Below are 15,057 nucleotides of genomic sequence, written 5' to 3'. Positions count from 1 at the left end.
CCTGATTGGGTTCACAAGACATGAAAAAACTGCTCAGCATTCTTTTCCTTTCGATCGGTCTCGTCGCGAGCGCGGTGCAAGCGGCGCCTGCCGCGCCCGTCGCCGGCAAGGACTACACGGTGCTGTCCACGCCGCAGCCCGTCGAAGCACCTGCCGGCAAGATCGAAGTCATCGAGTTCATGTGGTACGGCTGCCCGCACTGCAACGAGTTCGACCCGTATCTCGAAGCGTGGGTCAAGAAGCAGGGCCCGGACGTCGTGTTCAAGCGCGTGCCCGTTGCGTTCCGCGACGACTTCATTCCGCACTCGAAGCTCTATCACGCAGTGGATGCGCTCGGCCTTGCCAATCAGCTCACGCCGGACATCTTCCACGAAATCCACGTCAACAAGAACTATCTGCTGACGCCGGAAGACCAGGCCAAATTCCTCAAGACGAAGGGTGTCGATCCGAAGAAGTTCATGGACGCGTACAACTCGTTCTCGACGCAGAGCGCGATCCAGCGCGACAAGAAGCTGCTCGAAGACTTCAAGATCGACGGCGTGCCGACGCTGGCCGTGCAGGGCAAGTACGAAACGGGTCCGGCGCAGACCAACAGCCTGCCGGGCACGATTCAGGTACTCGACTACCTGGTTGCGCAGGTTCGCGCCAAGAAGATGTAATTCGGTTCGCACGCGCCGCATGAATTCACCATTGAAGGTTTTCATCACCGGCGCGTCCAGCGGTATCGGCGAAGCGCTCGCCGCCGACTATGCGCGGCGCGGCGCGATTCTCGGCCTCGTCGCCCGTCGGGGCGACGCGCTCGCCGCCTTCCAGCAGTCCCATCCCCAGAACGCAATCTCCGTGTATTCCGTCGATGTCCGGGATGCGGAGGCGCTCGCGCAGGCCGCGCAGCAGTTCATCGCCGAGCACGGCTGCCCCGACATCGTGATCGCGAATGCGGGCATCAGCCGCGGCGCCGTCACGGGCCACGGCGATCTGCAAACGTTTCGCGACGTGATGGACGTCAACTACTTCGGCATGGTCGCGACCTTCGAGCCGTTCGCGCAAGCAATGGTCGATGCGCGCAAGGGCGCCCTCGTCGGTATTGCGAGCGTCGCCGGCGTGCGGGGGTTGCCGGGTTCGGGCGCCTATAGCGCGTCGAAATCGGCGGCGGCGAAGTATCTGGAAGCGCTGCGCGTCGAGATGCGGCCGTTCGGCGTGTCGGTGGTGACGATCGCGCCGGGCTATATCCGCACCCCGATGACGGCGCACAATCCGTACGCGATGCCCTTCCTGATGGATGCGGACCGCTTCGCCGCAAAAGTCGCCGATGCGATCGCGCGCAAAAAACGCTTCGCGACCTTCCCGTGGCAGATGCGCCTCGTGTCCATGCTGCTGCACGTCGCGCCTCGCTGGCTGTACGACGCCGTCTTCGAAAAGGCTCCGCGCAAGCCGCGCGCAGCGCAGTAGAGCATGCGCACGCGTGACTTCGATGCAGCCGGTGTCGAGCACGCGAAAGCGGAACGCGGTGCGCGCATCGTGTCGCTGGTGCCGAGCATCACCGAACTTCTCTTTGCCTTGAAGCTGGATGCGCAGATCGTCGGGCGCACGGGTTTTTGCGTGCATCCGCGCGACAAGGTGCGCCGTGTGCCAAAAGTCGGCGGTACGAAAGCCGTGAAGATCGACGCCGTGCGCGCGCTGCAACCCACACATGTCATCGTGAATATCGACGAGAACGAGCGCGCAACTGTCGAACAGTTGCGCGAGTTCGTGCCGCATGTCGTCGTCACGCATCCCTTGGCGCCCGAGGACAACTTCGCGCTGTATGCGCTGCTCGGCGCGATTTTCGATCGCGACGACGAAGCGCGCGCGTTGGGCGTCCAGCTTCAGACGCAACTGGATGCATGCGCATCGCGCGAATGGCCGCAGCAAACCGTGCTGTACGCAATCTGGCGCGAGCCGTGGATGACCGTCGCGCGCGACACCTATATCTCGGCGATGCTACGCCTCGTGAACTGGCAGACGCTGCCCGATGTGCGCGGCGGCGCAACGGGCGCGGCGCGGTATCCTTCGTTCGATCTGGACGCCGCGTGGCTCGCTCAGGCCGACCGCGTGCTGCTGTCGAGCGAGCCGTATCGCTTCACCCAGCAACATTGCGACGCTCTCTCGCAGGATGCACGCCTCGCGGGCAAACGGATCGGGCTGGTCGACAGCGAGCAGGTGTCGTGGTACGGCTCGCGCGCGATCGACGGCATCGCGTATCTTCTGGACTACGCCAGCCGTTAGCGCGTATCCGCCGCCATATGGATATGCAGATTCAATTGTTGTCGCTGCTGAAAGCGTTCGATAAGCTTGCGCCAGAGCCGGCGAGACGCGCAGCACCGCAGTCACGTACGCCTGCACCGAAACCGTATCAGAATCAGTTTGCGTGAAAGCACCCGCCCGGAGCGCGCGTCGTGAGCAGCCAACGCACGACGCCGCCCCGCCACGAACAATTCGAAATCCCGGGAGATCTTATGCGTTTCAAGTTGCTTGCCGCCGCCGCGGCGCTGACGGCCCTCGCCACCGTGCCCGCGCTGGCCGTCGCGAAGCCGCTCACCGTTTGCACGGAATCGAGCCCGGACGGCTTCGACGTCGTCCAGTACAACTCACTCGTCACGACCAACGCATCGGCGGATGTGATTTTCAATTCGCTCGTGTCGTACGACGAAGCGGCGAAGAAAGTCGTGCCGTCGCTCGCCGACAAGTGGGATGTGAGCACCGACGGCCTCACCTACACGTTCCATCTGCGTCCGAACGTGCAGTTCCAGACCACCGACTATTTCAAGCCCACGCGCGCGCTGAACGCCGACGACGTCGTCTTCACGTTCAGCCGCATGCTCGACGACAACAATCCGTGGCACAAGGTCGCGGGCGCGAGCGGCTTTCCGCACGCGCAGTCGATGGGTCTCGTGAAGCTGATCAAGGCGGTGTCGAAGGTCGACGACAACACGGTGAAGTTCGAACTGAACGAGCCGAACGCGACCTTCGTGTCGATCCTGACGATGGGCTTCGCGTCGATCTATTCGGCCGAATACGCAGACCAGTTGCTGAAGGCGGGCAAACAGGCCGACCTGAACGCGAAGCCTATCGGCACGGGCCCGTTCGTGCTGAAGGGCTACACGAAGGATTCGATCATCCGCTATGACGTGAACCCGTCGTACTGGGGCGCGAAGCCGAAGATCGACCGTCTGATCTACGCGATCACGCCCGATGCCGCCGTGCGCGCGCAAAAGGTGAAGGCGGGCGAATGCCAGATCGCGCTGTCGCCGAAACCGCAGGATGTCGCCGACGCAAAGCAGGACAAATCGCTCGCCGTCGTGCAGACGCCCGCGTTCATGACGGCGTTCGTCGCGCTGAACACGCAGAAGAAGCCGCTCGATAATCAAAAGGTGCGCGCGGCGCTGAACATGGCGTTCGATCGCACGTCGTACCTGAAAGCCGTGTTCGACAACACGGCAACGCCTGCCACCAATCCGTATCCGCCGAATACCTGGAGCTACGACAAGGCCGTCAAGCCGTGGCCGTACGACGCGGAGAAGGCGAAGAAACTGCTCGCCGAAGCGGGCTACCCGAACGGCTTCGAAACGACGATCTGGGTACGGCCGAACGGCAGCGTGCTGAATCCGAATCCGAAGGCCGGGGCGGAAATGCTGCAGGCGGACTTCGCGAAAATCGGCGTGAAGGCCGAGGTGAAAGTGATCGAATGGGGCGAATTGATCAAGCAGGCCAAGCAGGGACAGCACGACACGCTGTTCATGGGCTGGGCCGGCGACAACGGCGACCCCGACAACTATCTGTCGCCGCTGTTCAGCTGCAATGCGGTGAAGTCAGGGATCAACTTCGCGCGGTATTGCGACCCCGAACTCGACAAGCTGATCGCGCAAGGCAAAGAGACGGCGGATCAGGGCAAGCGCACGAAAGCGTATGAAGCCGCGCAGCAGATCATTCACGATGCCGCGCTGTGGATTCCGCTCGGTTATCCGACCGCGGCGGCGATCACGCGGACGAACGTGAGCGGGTATCACGTGAGCCCGTTTGGCCGCCAGAATTTTGGGGCGGTGGTGGTGCAGTAAGCGGCATTGCGCTTCACACCATGAAAAAAGCCCGGCCTGCAAGATGCGGCCGGGCTTTTTGTTTGGGGTAGTGAAGTGGCTCGGGCGCATCGCGTGCGCCGAACACTTTCACCATAAAATCAAATTTAGCCCGCGTTACTTCGCGTTTATGACGATTCGGGCAATTTCCAAGTTCTTCTGAGGTGTGTCTGCAAGGCACGGATTCATGCCCAGCCCGGACTCTCACCGTGTGATGCAAACGGCCTAGCTGACCTCGCCCTCGAACCGGATCACCCCGTCCTCCCCCAACACCCGCTTCAATTCGCCCTGAAGCCACAGCAGATGCAAATGCGCGAGCGCTTCGCCCATCGCAAACGTCATCTGATGAATATCGAGTTCCCGCCTGAACATGATGGGAACGATATCCGCCGCGCTACACGGCTTCTGGGCGCACGCTTCACGCACTTCCGCCAGCCGCGCCGCATGGTGATCGCGCAACTGTCCGATGCGCGTATGCAGACCGCGAAACGGCTTGCCATGCGAAGGCAGCACGAGCGTATCCGGCGCCATCGTTTCATAACGCCCAAGCGAACCGAGATACAGCGCCAGCGGATTGCCTTCCGGCTCGATGTCGAATACCGATACGTTCGTCGAAATGCGCGGCAACACCATATCGCCGGAAATGAGCACGCCGTCCGCTTCCGCGTGCAAGGCACAATGCTCCGGCGAATGACCGAAGCCCGTCACGACCCGCCACGTCCGCCCGCCGATCGACAGCGCATCGCCGTCGCGCATGCGCCGGTATTGCCCCGGCACGGCCGGTACCAGGTTCGCGTAATAACTCTTGCGGTTGCGCAGTTTGTCGAGCGACGCCTCGTCGCGCAGTCCATGCCGCGCGAAGTGCCGCGCCGCGCCCTCGCCGCCCGCGTTCGAGCCGTCGCCCGCCGCCATTACGCGGCCCAGCATGTACTCGCCGAGGGTGATCCACAGACGCACGTTCCAGCGCTTCTTCTCGCCGCCCTCGCACAACCAGTCCGCGAGCCCGAGGTGATCCGGATGACAATGCGTGACGATCACGCGCAGCACGGGCAGGCCTTCGAGCGCCGTGTCGAATAGCGTTTCCCAGTTCGCCTTGATCTCGTCCGAAGCGATCCCGCAATCGACGATCGTCCAGCCCTTCTGCCCGTCGATTTCGTCGCGCAGCAGCCAGAGGTTGATGTGGTTCAGCGCGAACGGCAACGGCATGCGCAGCCAGTAGACGCCCGGCGCGACTTCCTGCGTCATGCCGGCGGCGGGCATCTGGTCCGCGAATGGATAGTCGAGTTGGTGTTCGAGAGCATTCATCGTGGGGTTTCCTTCGTCGGCGGCACGGTCGGTTACATGAAGCGGCCATGCGCGTGGTTGCGCTTTGTTCAGCTTGACGATAACGTAAACGTCGATTCTAGCGTTCAATCCGTTTTTGTGCCCGGCCCGTCTGAACCGATCGGACAGATCGGACCGACCGGACAGGCCGACCCAGACCCAACGATGAACACCCAATACACGATTACCGAACTGGCCCGCGAATTCGACGTGACGCCGCGCGCGATCCGCTTTTACGAGGACCAGGGTTTACTCTCACCGAGCCGCGAGGGCTCGAGCGGATTGCGCCGCGTGTACTCGGGCCGCGACCGCACACGGCTGCGGCTGACCTTGCGCGGCAAGCGGCTGGGGTTCACGTTGTCGGAAATTCGCGATCTGCTCGACCTGTACGATTCTCCGACGGACACCCAACCGCAGTTGCAGGCGTTCCTCGCGACGGTGGTCCGACATCGCGAAGTGCTGGAACGTCAGCGCGAAGACCTCAACGCGACGCTCGAAGATCTCGCCCAATACGAAGCGCAGGCGCGTGCGCTGCTCGAAAGCGGCACGCGCGGCGACGGCTACAGCGACGCAGAGAAACTCGCGCACGAAGATACGAAGGCAAGCTGAAAGAAAAATCCTGATCGGAAGATCGGACGCCAAACACGACAGTTGGCGCGGCGTTGCGTGAAGATGCGCCGAACGCCATGCAACATGCTTCAAACAGCCATGCGTCGGCGCCGTGCTCAAAAGGCCTGAAGGCGTCTCGCAAGCTCACGCGGGCGATACAATCGCAGGGGTCTTCACGACATTGAGCGAACACTGAGCGAATGCACGGTCGACATGAATCACTTTCCCAAACTGCTGTCGTCACAGATCGGCTTCGACGTCGCGGAGGCGCTACTCGCGGGGTTCGACCGACATTACCGGATCTTCCGTGAAGCGGCCGTCCACGCGAAAGACCTGTTCGAAGCCGCCGACTGGCACGGCCTGCAGAAGCTCGCGCGCGACCGGATCACATCGTATGACGAGCGCGTGCGCGAATGCATCGAACAGCTCGAGGACGAATACGACGCCGAGAGCATCGACGACGATGTGTGGCAGCAGATCAAGCTGCACTACATCGGCCTTCTGACGTCGCACCGCCAGCCCGAATGCGCCGAGACGTTCTTCAATTCGGTGTGCTGCCAGATACTGCATCGCTCGTACTTCAACAATGATTTCATCTTCGTGCGGCCCGCGATTTCGACCGAGTACATCGAGAACGACGAGCCGGCCGCGAAGCCGACGTATCGTGCGTATTACCCCGGCAGGGACGGTCTCGCCGTCACGCTGGAACGCATCGTCACGAATTTCCAGCTGAACCCGCCGTTCGAAAACCTGACGCGCGACGTCGGATGCGTGATTCAGGCACTGCACGACAATTTCGGCCCCTTCAACGAAGCGCCGAATTTCCAGATTCACGTGCTGTCGTCGCTGTTCTTCCGCAACAAGGCGGCGTATGTCATCGGGCGCATCATCAACGGCGACACGATGGTGCCGTTCGCATTGCCGATCCATCACGTGAAGCCCGGCCTGCTCGCGCTCGATGCGCTGCTGTGCAAGCGCGACCAGTTGCTGATCATCTTCAGCTTCGCGCATTCGTACTTCCTCGTCGATATGGAAGTGCCGTCCGCGTATGTGGCGTTCCTCGGCAGCATTCTTTTGGGCAAACCGAAGGCGGAGATTTATACGTCGGTGGGCTTGCAGAAGCAGGGCAAGAATCTCTTCTATCGCGATCTGCTACAGCATCTGAAGCATTCGAGCGACCAGTTCATCATCGCGCCCGGCATCAAGGGCATGGTGATGCTCGTGTTCACGCTGCCGTCGTTTCCATACGTGTTCAAGCTGATCAAAGATTCATTCCCGCCGCCGAAGGAAACGACGCGCGAACAGGTATTGGGCAAGTATCAGCTCGTCAAACGCCATGACCGTCTGGGTCGCATGGCCGACACGCTCGAATATTCGAGCGTCGCACTGCCGCTGTCGAGGCTCGATCACGCGCTCATTCGCGAGCTCGAAAAGGACGCGCCGTCGATGCTCGAATACGAAGGCGACAATCTCGTCATCAGGCATCTGTATATCGAGCGGCGCATGGTGCCGCTGAACATTTTCCTGCAGAACGGCACCGATGCCGACGTCGAGCACGGCATCCGCGAGTACGGCAACGCGGTGAAAGAACTGATGCAGGCCAACATCTTTCCCGGCGACATGCTGTACAAGAACTTCGGCGTCACGCGGCACGGGCGCGTCGTGTTCTACGACTACGACGAGATCGAATATCTCACCGATTGCAACGTGCGCGCCGTGCCGCCGCCGCGCAACGAGGAAGACGAAATGTCGGGCGAGCCGTGGTACACGGTCGGTCCGCACGACATTTTTCCGGAGACGTACAACACGTTTTTGCTCGGCGACACGCGCGTGCGCGAATATTTCCTCAAGCATCACGCGGATTTCTTCGACCCGGCGCTCTGGCAAAAGCACAAGGATCACATCCTTCGCGGCGAGTTGCCCGACTTCTATCCGTACGACGGCAGCCTCCGGTTTTCCGTGCGCTATCCGGAACGGTTCGCGGCGGATCAGAATCACGCCGCCAATGCATCTACCCCGCCGACGGTGCGCGTAGCATGAAAGCGCGCGCCGTCCACGATTGAACAACATCAAACAACCAGATTTACGTCGGAACGAATCATGACTATGAACGCCTCTGCTACTGAACATCCCCTCGCCCATCTGTTCGCGAACAACGATGCATGGGTCTCGCACAAGCTCGAAGAGGACCCCGAGTTTTTCTCGCGGCTCGCGCATCAGCAGGCGCCCGAGTATCTGTGGATCGGTTGCGCGGATTCGCGCGTGCCCGCCAACGAGATCATCGGCCTGCCGCCGGGTGAAGTGTTCGTTCACCGCAATATCGCCAACGTCGTCGTGCACTCGGACCTCAACTGTCTGTCCGTGGTCCAGTTCGCCGTCGATCTGTTGAAGATCAAGCACATCATGGTAGTCGGCCACTACGGCTGCTCGGGCGTCGGCGCGGCGCTGCACGGCCGGCGCGTCGGTCTCGCCGACAACTGGCTGCATCACGTGCAGGACGTGCGCTCGAAGCACGCCGCGCTGCTCGAGCAATGGCCGATGGGCGAAGCGCGGCATCGCCGCCTGGTCGAACTGAACACGATCGAACAGGTCGTCAACGTGTGCCGCACGACGATCATCAACGACGCATGGGCGCGTGGCCAGGACCTCACCATCCACGGTTGGGTGTATGGCGTGCATGACGGCCGCGTGCGCGATCTCGGCATGACGGTCAAAGATCCGTCGAAGCTGGAGGAGACCTACACCAGCTGCGTCAAGGCCGTTTCCGCGAGCCGCGCGCACACGGCTGACAACGACGTGGTCGCCGCCGACGCCGAAAAGCTCGGCGACGTGGCCGCGGTCGTTCACGGTGTTATCAAGGAGCTAAAACATGAGTGAGACAAGCAAGGACCCGATCGTCATCGTTTCCGTCGCGCGTACGCCGATGGCCGCGTTCCAGGGCGAGTTCGCGTCGCTGACGGCGCCGCAACTGGGCGCGATCGCGATCAAGGCCGCCGTCGAGCGCGCGGGACTCAAGCCGGAACAGGTCGAGGAAGCCGTGATGGGCTGCGTGCTGCCCGCGGGCCAGGGCCAGGCGCCCGCGCGCCAGGCGGCGCTCGGCGCAGGGCTGCCGCTATCGACAGGCTCGACGACGGTCAACAAGATGTGCGGCTCCGGCATGCGCGCCGCCATGTTCGCGCACGACATGCTCACGGCCGGCTCCGCCGACGTGATCGTCGCGGGTGGCATGGAGAGCATGACGAACGCGCCGTATCTGCTGCCGAAGGCGCGTGGCGGCATGCGCATGGGCCACGGCCAGGTGATGGACCACATGTTCCTCGACGGCCTCGAAGACGCCTACGAAAAGGGCCGTCTGATGGGCACATTCGCCGAAGAGTGCGCGGGCTCGTACGATTTCACGCGCGAGGCGCAGGACAAATTCGCCATCGAATCGCTGACGCGCGCGAAGCGCGCCAATGAAGACGGCTCGTTCGCGTGGGAAATCGCGCCCGTTACGCTCGAAGGCAAGAAAGGCAGCGTGACGGTCGAGCGCGACGAACAGCCATTCAAGGCGAATCCCGACAAGATTCCGACGCTCAAGCCCGCGTTCAGCAAAACGGGCACGGTGACGGCCGCGAACTCGTCGTCGATCAGCGACGGTGCGGCCGCGCTCGTGATGATGCGTGAATCGACCGCGAACCGGCTCGGCGTGAAGCCGCTCGCGCGCGTCGTCGGCCATGCCACGTTTGCGCAGGAACCCGCCAGGTTCACCACGGCGCCCGTCGGCGCGATTCGCAAGCTGTTCGACAAGAACGGCTGGAAAGCGCAGGACGTCGACCTGTACGAAATCAACGAAGCGTTCGCCGTGGTCACGATGGCCGCGATGAAAGAGCACGGCCTGCCGCACGACAAGGTCAACGTGAACGGAGGCGCGTGCGCGCTCGGCCACCCGATCGGCGCATCGGGCGCGCGCATCCTCGTCACGCTGATCGGCGCGCTGAAAAAGCGCGGCCTGAAACGCGGCGTCGCGAGCCTGTGCATCGGCGGCGGCGAAGCGACGGCGATGGGTGTCGAACTGGTCTGACGCATCGTTCGGATGGTGGCGCGCGGCGGCCCGCGCGCCACGAGACACGACAGGACATCTCATGAAGACAGTGTTGATCGTAGGCGCGTCGCGCGGCATCGGACGCGAGTTCGTGAAGCAGTATCGGCACGACGGCTGGCGTGTGCTCGCCACCGCGCGTGACGAGGCGTCGCTGGGCGAGCTCGTCGCGCTCGGCGCCGAAGCGTTTTCGCTCGATGTCGCCGCGCCCGAGGACATTGCCGCGCTCGGCTGGAAGCTGGACGGCGAGCGGCTCGATGCGGCCGTGATCGTGTCGGGCGTGTACGGGCCGCAGACGGAAGGCGTGGAAACCGTCACCGCCGACGACTTCGACTTCGTGATGACGACCAACGTGCGCGGGCCGATGCAGCTGATCCCCGTTCTGCTGCCGCTCGTCGAGGACGCACGCGGCGTGCTGGCCGTGCTGTCGAGCCGGATGGGCAGCATCGGCGAGACGACGGGCACCACGGGCTGGCTGTATCGCGCGAGCAAGGCGGCGCTCAACGACGTGCTGAAGGTGACGTCGCTGCAGACGCGCCACGCGACCTGCGTGTCGCTGCATCCGGGCTGGGTGCGCACCGACATGGGCGGCGCATCGGCTGCCCTCGATCCCGCCCATAGCGTGCGCGGCATGCGCGAAGTGCTGGCGCAGGCGGCCAGCACGCCGCATCTCTTTCACGGCCGGTTCTTCCAGTACGACGGCACGGCGATCGACTGGTAACGGCAAACAACACACGAATAATCAGGAGACACCCGCATGTTGCTCGATCAGGACCACCTGATGATCCGCGACGCGGTACGCACTTTCGTGCGCGATGCCGTGACGCCGAATGCGGCGCGATGGGACCGCGAGCGCACGTTTCCCGCCGACGTGCATCGCCAACTCGCCGAACTCGGCGCGTACGGCGTGCTGGTGCCGGAGGAATACGGCGGCGCCGGGCTCGATGCGCTCGCGCTCGCGCTGATACTCGAAGAGATCGCGGCGGGCGACGGTGGCACGTCGACGGCGATTTCCGTCAACAACTGCCCCGTCTGCAGCATTCTTCTGGCGTACGGCAACGAGCAGCAAAAACGCGACTGGCTCACGCCGCTCGCGCGCGGCGAGATGCTCGGCGCGTTCTGCCTCACCGAACCGCAGGCGGGCTCCGATGCCTCGGCATTGCGCACCACGGCTACCCGCGACGGCGACTGCTACGTGCTCAACGGCGTCAAGCAGTTCATCACGAGCGGCAAGAACGGCAATGTCGCTATCGTGATGGCCGTCACGGACAAAAGCGCCGGCAAGCGCGGCATCAGCGCGTTCATCGTGCCGACGGACACGCCCGGTTATGTCGTCGCGCGGTTAGAGGAAAAACTCGGGCAGCATTCGTCCGATACCGCGCAGATCGTCTTCGACAATTGCCGCGTGCCGGCCGCGCACCTGATCGGCGCGGAAGGCGAAGGCTACCGGATCGCGCTGTCGGGGCTCGAAGGCGGGCGTATCGGCATTGCTGCGCAGAGCGTCGGCATGGCGCGCGCGGCGCTCGAAGCGGCCCTCGCTTACGCAAAGGAGCGCGAAAGCTTCGGGCAGACGCTCTTCGCGCACCAGGCCGTGCAATTCCGTCTCGCCGACATGGCGACGCAACTCGAAGCGGCGCGCCAGTTGATCTGGCACGCGGCGTCGCTGAAGGACGCGGGCCGGCCATGTCTGACGGAAGCGGCCATGGCCAAACTGTTCGCCTCCGAGGCTGCGGAGCGCATCTGTTCGGCCGCGCTGCAGATTCACGGCGGCTACGGCTATCTGAGCGACTTTCCCGTCGAACGCATTTATCGCGATGTTCGCGTCTGCCAGATCTACGAAGGCACAAGCGATATCCAAAAGATTCTCATCGCACGCGGACTGAGCTGAACCCTTCTCAATCTTCCATGACGGCATCAACACAACAACGTCCGACCGATTGCCCTTGCGGCGGCGCCGCGCCGAACCGGCGTGATTCGGACAAGCCGCCGCGGTTCGCGGATTGCTGCGGCCGGTTCATCGACGGCGGCGCGGCCGCGCCGACTGCGCTCGAATTGATGCGCTCCCGCTATAGCGCCTACGTGCTCGGCGAATCCCAATATTTGCGCGAAACGTGGGCGCCGCAAACCTGCCCCGCCGATCTCGACGTCGACCCCAGCGCCGCCGACGCACCCCGCTGGCTAGGTCTGCAGATCAAACGCTTCACGCCGCTCGACGCCACGCACGCTGAAGTGGAATTCGTCGCGCGCTACAAAGTGGGTGGGCGGGCGCATCGGCTGCACGAATCCAGCCGCTTCAGCAGAGGGGAAGACGGGCAATGGCGTTACGTCGATGGCGATGTAAGCGATCGCTGACGCCCGTATTCCGGTTGCGCTGCAACAACGTATCAAGCCTCCCTTACATTTCTCAAATAAGGGACATTTCTGTAAGAAAATCAACGTGTTGGGCGCGCGCCACGTCCCTCAATTACCCATTCTTTCCGAATCGCCGCTGAAACCCGCTCCGAACGGCGCCGTGCACATCCGACAAAAGGAAATTCGTGGCGCAAGGGGTTTGTACTGAATTGCACAAATATAAATTGTCGTGCCAGGATGAGCCTCACAGATGTTGCAGCGCTCCGTAGCGAGGTGGCGGTCCACCGCTCCCGCAGGATGTCCAGACGCACCGCCTGCTGACTCTTCAGCGGGCACGCGATCAGGGGCATCGCGAGGCGCTCAATTCGACGCGTGGGGTCGCGTCGACCGGGTTCGGTTCATTCCAATGCGGTCTTGATCTATCTAAGTGCGTGTCCACGCACCGTACGATATTTTTGACCCTTGTTTTGGTGTGTCACCGTACCGAAATCCGTTCTACGGGGAACCGTAGAGAAGGTTCGGGCGTTTTTGAGAGCAGGTGTTGCGGATGGTGTTCAGCAAAGTTCTGACGGTATGTGCGATCTCGGCGGCCTTCGTGGCGAGCGCCGTGACGACCGCGCACGCGGACCCGCTCGCGGACGTCGAAGGCGGCCCGCTGGGCCGCGCCCAGGTGCAACGCCTCGCGCTCGATGAAGATGGCTATCTGCCCGTCGTCAAGCTGAGCGAACAGATCGTCCGCATTCCCGTCGCCGCCGACGGCGATGTCACCCTCGAAACGACCATCTACAAGCCCGAAGGTCCGGGCCCGTTCCCGATGGTCGTGTTCAACCACGGCAAGATTCACGGCGATCCGCGCATGCAGACGCGTAGCGATCCCGTGTCGCTGGCGCGCGAATTCGTGCGCCGCGGCTACGTCGTGGTCGCACCGAACCGCCAGGGCTTTGCCGATTCGGGCGGCACCTATGTACAGGACGGCTGCGACGTAACGCGCAACGGCATGAGCCAGGCCGCCGACGTCGCGACGACCGTCGACTACATGTCGAAGCAAAGCTATGTGGACGCGAAGCACATCGTGGTGGCGGGCACCTCGCATGGCGGCCTCGCGACGATTGCCTACGGCACGAACGCCGCGTCCGGCGTGCGCGGGCTGATCAATTTCTCCGGCGGCCTGCGCCAGGACGCCTGCACCGACTGGCAAGGCAATCTGACGCACGCCTTCGGCACGTACGGTGAAAAGACACGTGTGCCGTCGCTGTGGCTGTACGGCGACAACGACTCGATCTGGCCGTCCACACTCGTTTCGAAGATGTACGCGGCATATACCGATAACGCGCAGGGCAAGGGCGCGACGGCGAAAATGGTCGATTTCGGTTCGTACAAGAATGACGCTCACCGTCTGGTCGGCGATCGCGACGGCGTGCAGGTCTGGTGGCCGTCCGTCGAAGCGTTCCTTGCGCGCGTCGGCATGCCGACAGGTGTCCAGTATCGCGTCGCCGAGCCGACGCAACCGAAGGCGACGCATTTCGCGTCGATCGACGCCGTCGACTCCGTGCCTTTCGTGGACGAAGCGGGCCGCGCAGGCTATCGCAACTTCCTGCATCAGTATCCGAGCCGCGCGTTCGCCGTGTCCGATTCGGGCGCGTGGTCGTGGGCGGAAGGCGGTGACGATCCGATGTCCGTGGCCGTCGCCAACTGCCAGAAGCAGAGCGCGGACCCGTGCCACCTGTACGCGGTCAACGACGCCGTCGTGTGGAAAGACGGCGCAACCCGAACGGCCGACGCCGACTCGCCTTCGAAGGACGGCAGCAAGCCCGCACTGGCTAGCCGCTGATTCCGTCTCCGCCCGTTGCGTGTAGCGCGACGGGCAACACCTCCAGACTTCCGCCGCATTTCGAGCACGCGTCCCAGCTGCGTACGGCGTGCTTGCGCAAGCGCAGCGCGTGAACTGCGCGAAGCGCTTCGTCGCCGCTTCGTCCACCGCCGTCCAAACGAGCCAGTCATCAACTTGTTCGATCGATCGCTACGCTGGCGTGCGCAATCTTTGTCAGCTCGTCCAGCACAGGCCGCCAGATCGCACGCGAGCTTGTCGAGCCCGCATCCGTCGCGCCTTTGACGCGCGCCCGCTGCACACCGCCCTCTGCACCCTGCCAGCACGCCCTCCGCCACAAGCGTTCCCCGATACAGCACTGAAAACGCCGACATGCGGTCAGAATTTTTTCACAGGGGGCCCATGACTTTGCCGTCGTCATCTACGGCCATTTGCGGTCTTTGAAATCGAACGGTCGCGAGCTGTCGCGAACCACCAAAAATCGCACGCAGGTCCTTGAAAACAGGGCGTTTTCAGATAGTGCATCGCAGCGGAGTTCGCGCTAATCTCACCTCCTCTGTCGCAAAAAAGGCGTGCTGCGGAGGCACTGCAAGCCTTTGCAGCACATCGTCGCGGCAGCCAATCCGACGCGCGGAAAACGCCCGCAGTCGCCGTCTCCGGCGCGCTGCCAGTCACGCTTCCCGTCGATGGATTTCAGGTGGACCTCAACCGTCCCGATTCGCCAGCAGCATTTGCATGACCGACACGCAAGA

The 15,057-nt window shown here is 63.1% G+C and carries 13 protein-coding genes; 12 read left to right on the top strand and 1 reads right to left on the bottom strand.

Annotation, left to right across the window (positions count from 1 at the left end; genetic code table 11):
* Positions 1-20: 20 nt before the first annotated feature.
* From C2L66_RS01230 to C2L66_RS01215, 4 genes are all read left to right on the top strand, one after another.
* On the top strand, positions 21-659 hold the full coding sequence (locus C2L66_RS01230) for a thiol:disulfide interchange protein DsbA/DsbL (RefSeq protein WP_042306407.1): 639 nt from the start codon (positions 21-23) through the stop codon (positions 657-659).
* Between the two features lie 19 nt (positions 660-678).
* Positions 679-1,449, top strand: a complete 771-nt coding sequence (locus C2L66_RS01225) for an SDR family oxidoreductase (RefSeq protein ID WP_060599336.1) — start codon at positions 679-681, stop codon at positions 1,447-1,449.
* 3 nt (positions 1,450-1,452) lie between these two features.
* Positions 1,453-2,265 (top strand): helical backbone metal receptor, encoded by an 813-nt coding sequence (locus C2L66_RS01220; RefSeq protein ID WP_060599337.1) that lies wholly within the window; start codon positions 1,453-1,455, stop codon positions 2,263-2,265.
* Positions 2,266-2,495: 230 nt separating this feature from the next.
* Positions 2,496-4,094 carry an ABC transporter substrate-binding protein gene (locus tag C2L66_RS01215; protein WP_054929568.1) on the top strand — a complete coding sequence of 533 codons (1,599 nt, stop codon included), beginning with the start codon at positions 2,496-2,498 and terminating at the stop codon, positions 4,092-4,094.
* 243 nt (positions 4,095-4,337) lie between these two features.
* On the opposite strand, the gene C2L66_RS01210 is transcribed toward C2L66_RS01215, so the two are convergent.
* A complete protein-coding gene (locus C2L66_RS01210; RefSeq protein WP_060602369.1) occupies positions 4,338-5,417 on the bottom strand; it encodes an MBL fold metallo-hydrolase in 1,080 nt (359 codons plus the stop codon).
* Between the two features lie 183 nt (positions 5,418-5,600).
* On the opposite strand from C2L66_RS01210, the gene C2L66_RS01205 reads away from it, so the two are divergent.
* The 8 genes from C2L66_RS01205 to C2L66_RS01170 all read left to right on the top strand — a co-directional run bounded on the left by C2L66_RS01205 (position 5,601) and on the right by C2L66_RS01170 (position 14,308).
* On the top strand, positions 5,601-6,044 hold the full coding sequence (locus C2L66_RS01205; RefSeq protein ID WP_054929567.1) for a MerR family transcriptional regulator: 444 nt from the start codon (positions 5,601-5,603) through the stop codon (positions 6,042-6,044).
* Positions 6,045-6,257: 213 nt separating this feature from the next.
* Positions 6,258-8,084 carry a bifunctional isocitrate dehydrogenase kinase/phosphatase gene (gene aceK, locus C2L66_RS01200; protein WP_060599338.1) on the top strand — a complete coding sequence of 609 codons (1,827 nt, stop codon included), beginning with the start codon at positions 6,258-6,260 and terminating at the stop codon, positions 8,082-8,084.
* Positions 8,085-8,144: 60 nt separating this feature from the next.
* Positions 8,145-8,921: a carbonate dehydratase gene (gene can / locus C2L66_RS01195; protein ID WP_060599339.1), complete on the top strand. Its 777-nt coding sequence runs from the start codon at positions 8,145-8,147 to the stop codon at positions 8,919-8,921.
* Complete coding sequence (locus tag C2L66_RS01190) at positions 8,914-10,107, top strand: acetyl-CoA C-acetyltransferase (protein ID WP_054929564.1); 1,194 nt, start codon at positions 8,914-8,916, stop codon at positions 10,105-10,107. Before can ends, C2L66_RS01190 begins: the two co-directional genes overlap by 8 nt.
* A gap of 61 nt (positions 10,108-10,168) precedes the next feature.
* Positions 10,169-10,846, top strand: a complete 678-nt coding sequence (locus tag C2L66_RS01185) for an SDR family oxidoreductase (RefSeq protein WP_054929563.1) — start codon at positions 10,169-10,171, stop codon at positions 10,844-10,846.
* Positions 10,847-10,882: 36 nt separating this feature from the next.
* On the top strand, positions 10,883-12,013 hold the full coding sequence (locus C2L66_RS01180) for an acyl-CoA dehydrogenase family protein (RefSeq protein ID WP_060599340.1): 1,131 nt from the start codon (positions 10,883-10,885) through the stop codon (positions 12,011-12,013).
* Between the two features lie 17 nt (positions 12,014-12,030).
* Positions 12,031-12,477, top strand: a complete 447-nt coding sequence (locus C2L66_RS01175) for a YchJ family protein (RefSeq protein ID WP_054929561.1) — start codon at positions 12,031-12,033, stop codon at positions 12,475-12,477.
* A 547-nt stretch (positions 12,478-13,024) separates the two neighbouring features.
* Positions 13,025-14,308 (top strand): dienelactone hydrolase family protein, encoded by a 1,284-nt coding sequence (locus C2L66_RS01170; RefSeq protein WP_054929560.1) that lies wholly within the window; start codon positions 13,025-13,027, stop codon positions 14,306-14,308.
* Positions 14,309-15,057: the final 749 nt, after the last annotated feature.

Source organism: Paraburkholderia caribensis (genome assembly GCF_002902945.1).
Lineage (GTDB): Bacteria > Pseudomonadota > Gammaproteobacteria > Burkholderiales > Burkholderiaceae > Paraburkholderia > Paraburkholderia caribensis.
Note: the sequence above shows the minus strand (reverse complement) of the source record. Positions and strands in the feature narration are given on the sequence as shown.

Coding starts and splice junctions, on each gene's coding strand:
- C2L66_RS01230 (WP_042306407.1), top strand. CDS start 21: ATGAAAAAACTGCTCAGCATTCTTTTCCTTTCGATCGGTCTCGTCGCG.
- C2L66_RS01225 (WP_060599336.1), top strand. CDS start 679: ATGAATTCACCATTGAAGGTTTTCATCACCGGCGCGTCCAGCGGTATC.
- C2L66_RS01220 (WP_060599337.1), top strand. CDS start 1,453: ATGCGCACGCGTGACTTCGATGCAGCCGGTGTCGAGCACGCGAAAGCG.
- C2L66_RS01215 (WP_054929568.1), top strand. CDS start 2,496: ATGCGTTTCAAGTTGCTTGCCGCCGCCGCGGCGCTGACGGCCCTCGCC.
- C2L66_RS01210 (WP_060602369.1), bottom strand. CDS start 5,417: ATGAATGCTCTCGAACACCAACTCGACTATCCATTCGCGGACCAGATG.
- C2L66_RS01205 (WP_054929567.1), top strand. CDS start 5,601: ATGAACACCCAATACACGATTACCGAACTGGCCCGCGAATTCGACGTG.
- aceK (WP_060599338.1), top strand. CDS start 6,258: ATGAATCACTTTCCCAAACTGCTGTCGTCACAGATCGGCTTCGACGTC.
- can (WP_060599339.1), top strand. CDS start 8,145: ATGACTATGAACGCCTCTGCTACTGAACATCCCCTCGCCCATCTGTTC.
- C2L66_RS01190 (WP_054929564.1), top strand. CDS start 8,914: ATGAGTGAGACAAGCAAGGACCCGATCGTCATCGTTTCCGTCGCGCGT.
- C2L66_RS01185 (WP_054929563.1), top strand. CDS start 10,169: ATGAAGACAGTGTTGATCGTAGGCGCGTCGCGCGGCATCGGACGCGAG.
- C2L66_RS01180 (WP_060599340.1), top strand. CDS start 10,883: ATGTTGCTCGATCAGGACCACCTGATGATCCGCGACGCGGTACGCACT.
- C2L66_RS01175 (WP_054929561.1), top strand. CDS start 12,031: ATGACGGCATCAACACAACAACGTCCGACCGATTGCCCTTGCGGCGGC.
- C2L66_RS01170 (WP_054929560.1), top strand. CDS start 13,025: ATGGTGTTCAGCAAAGTTCTGACGGTATGTGCGATCTCGGCGGCCTTC.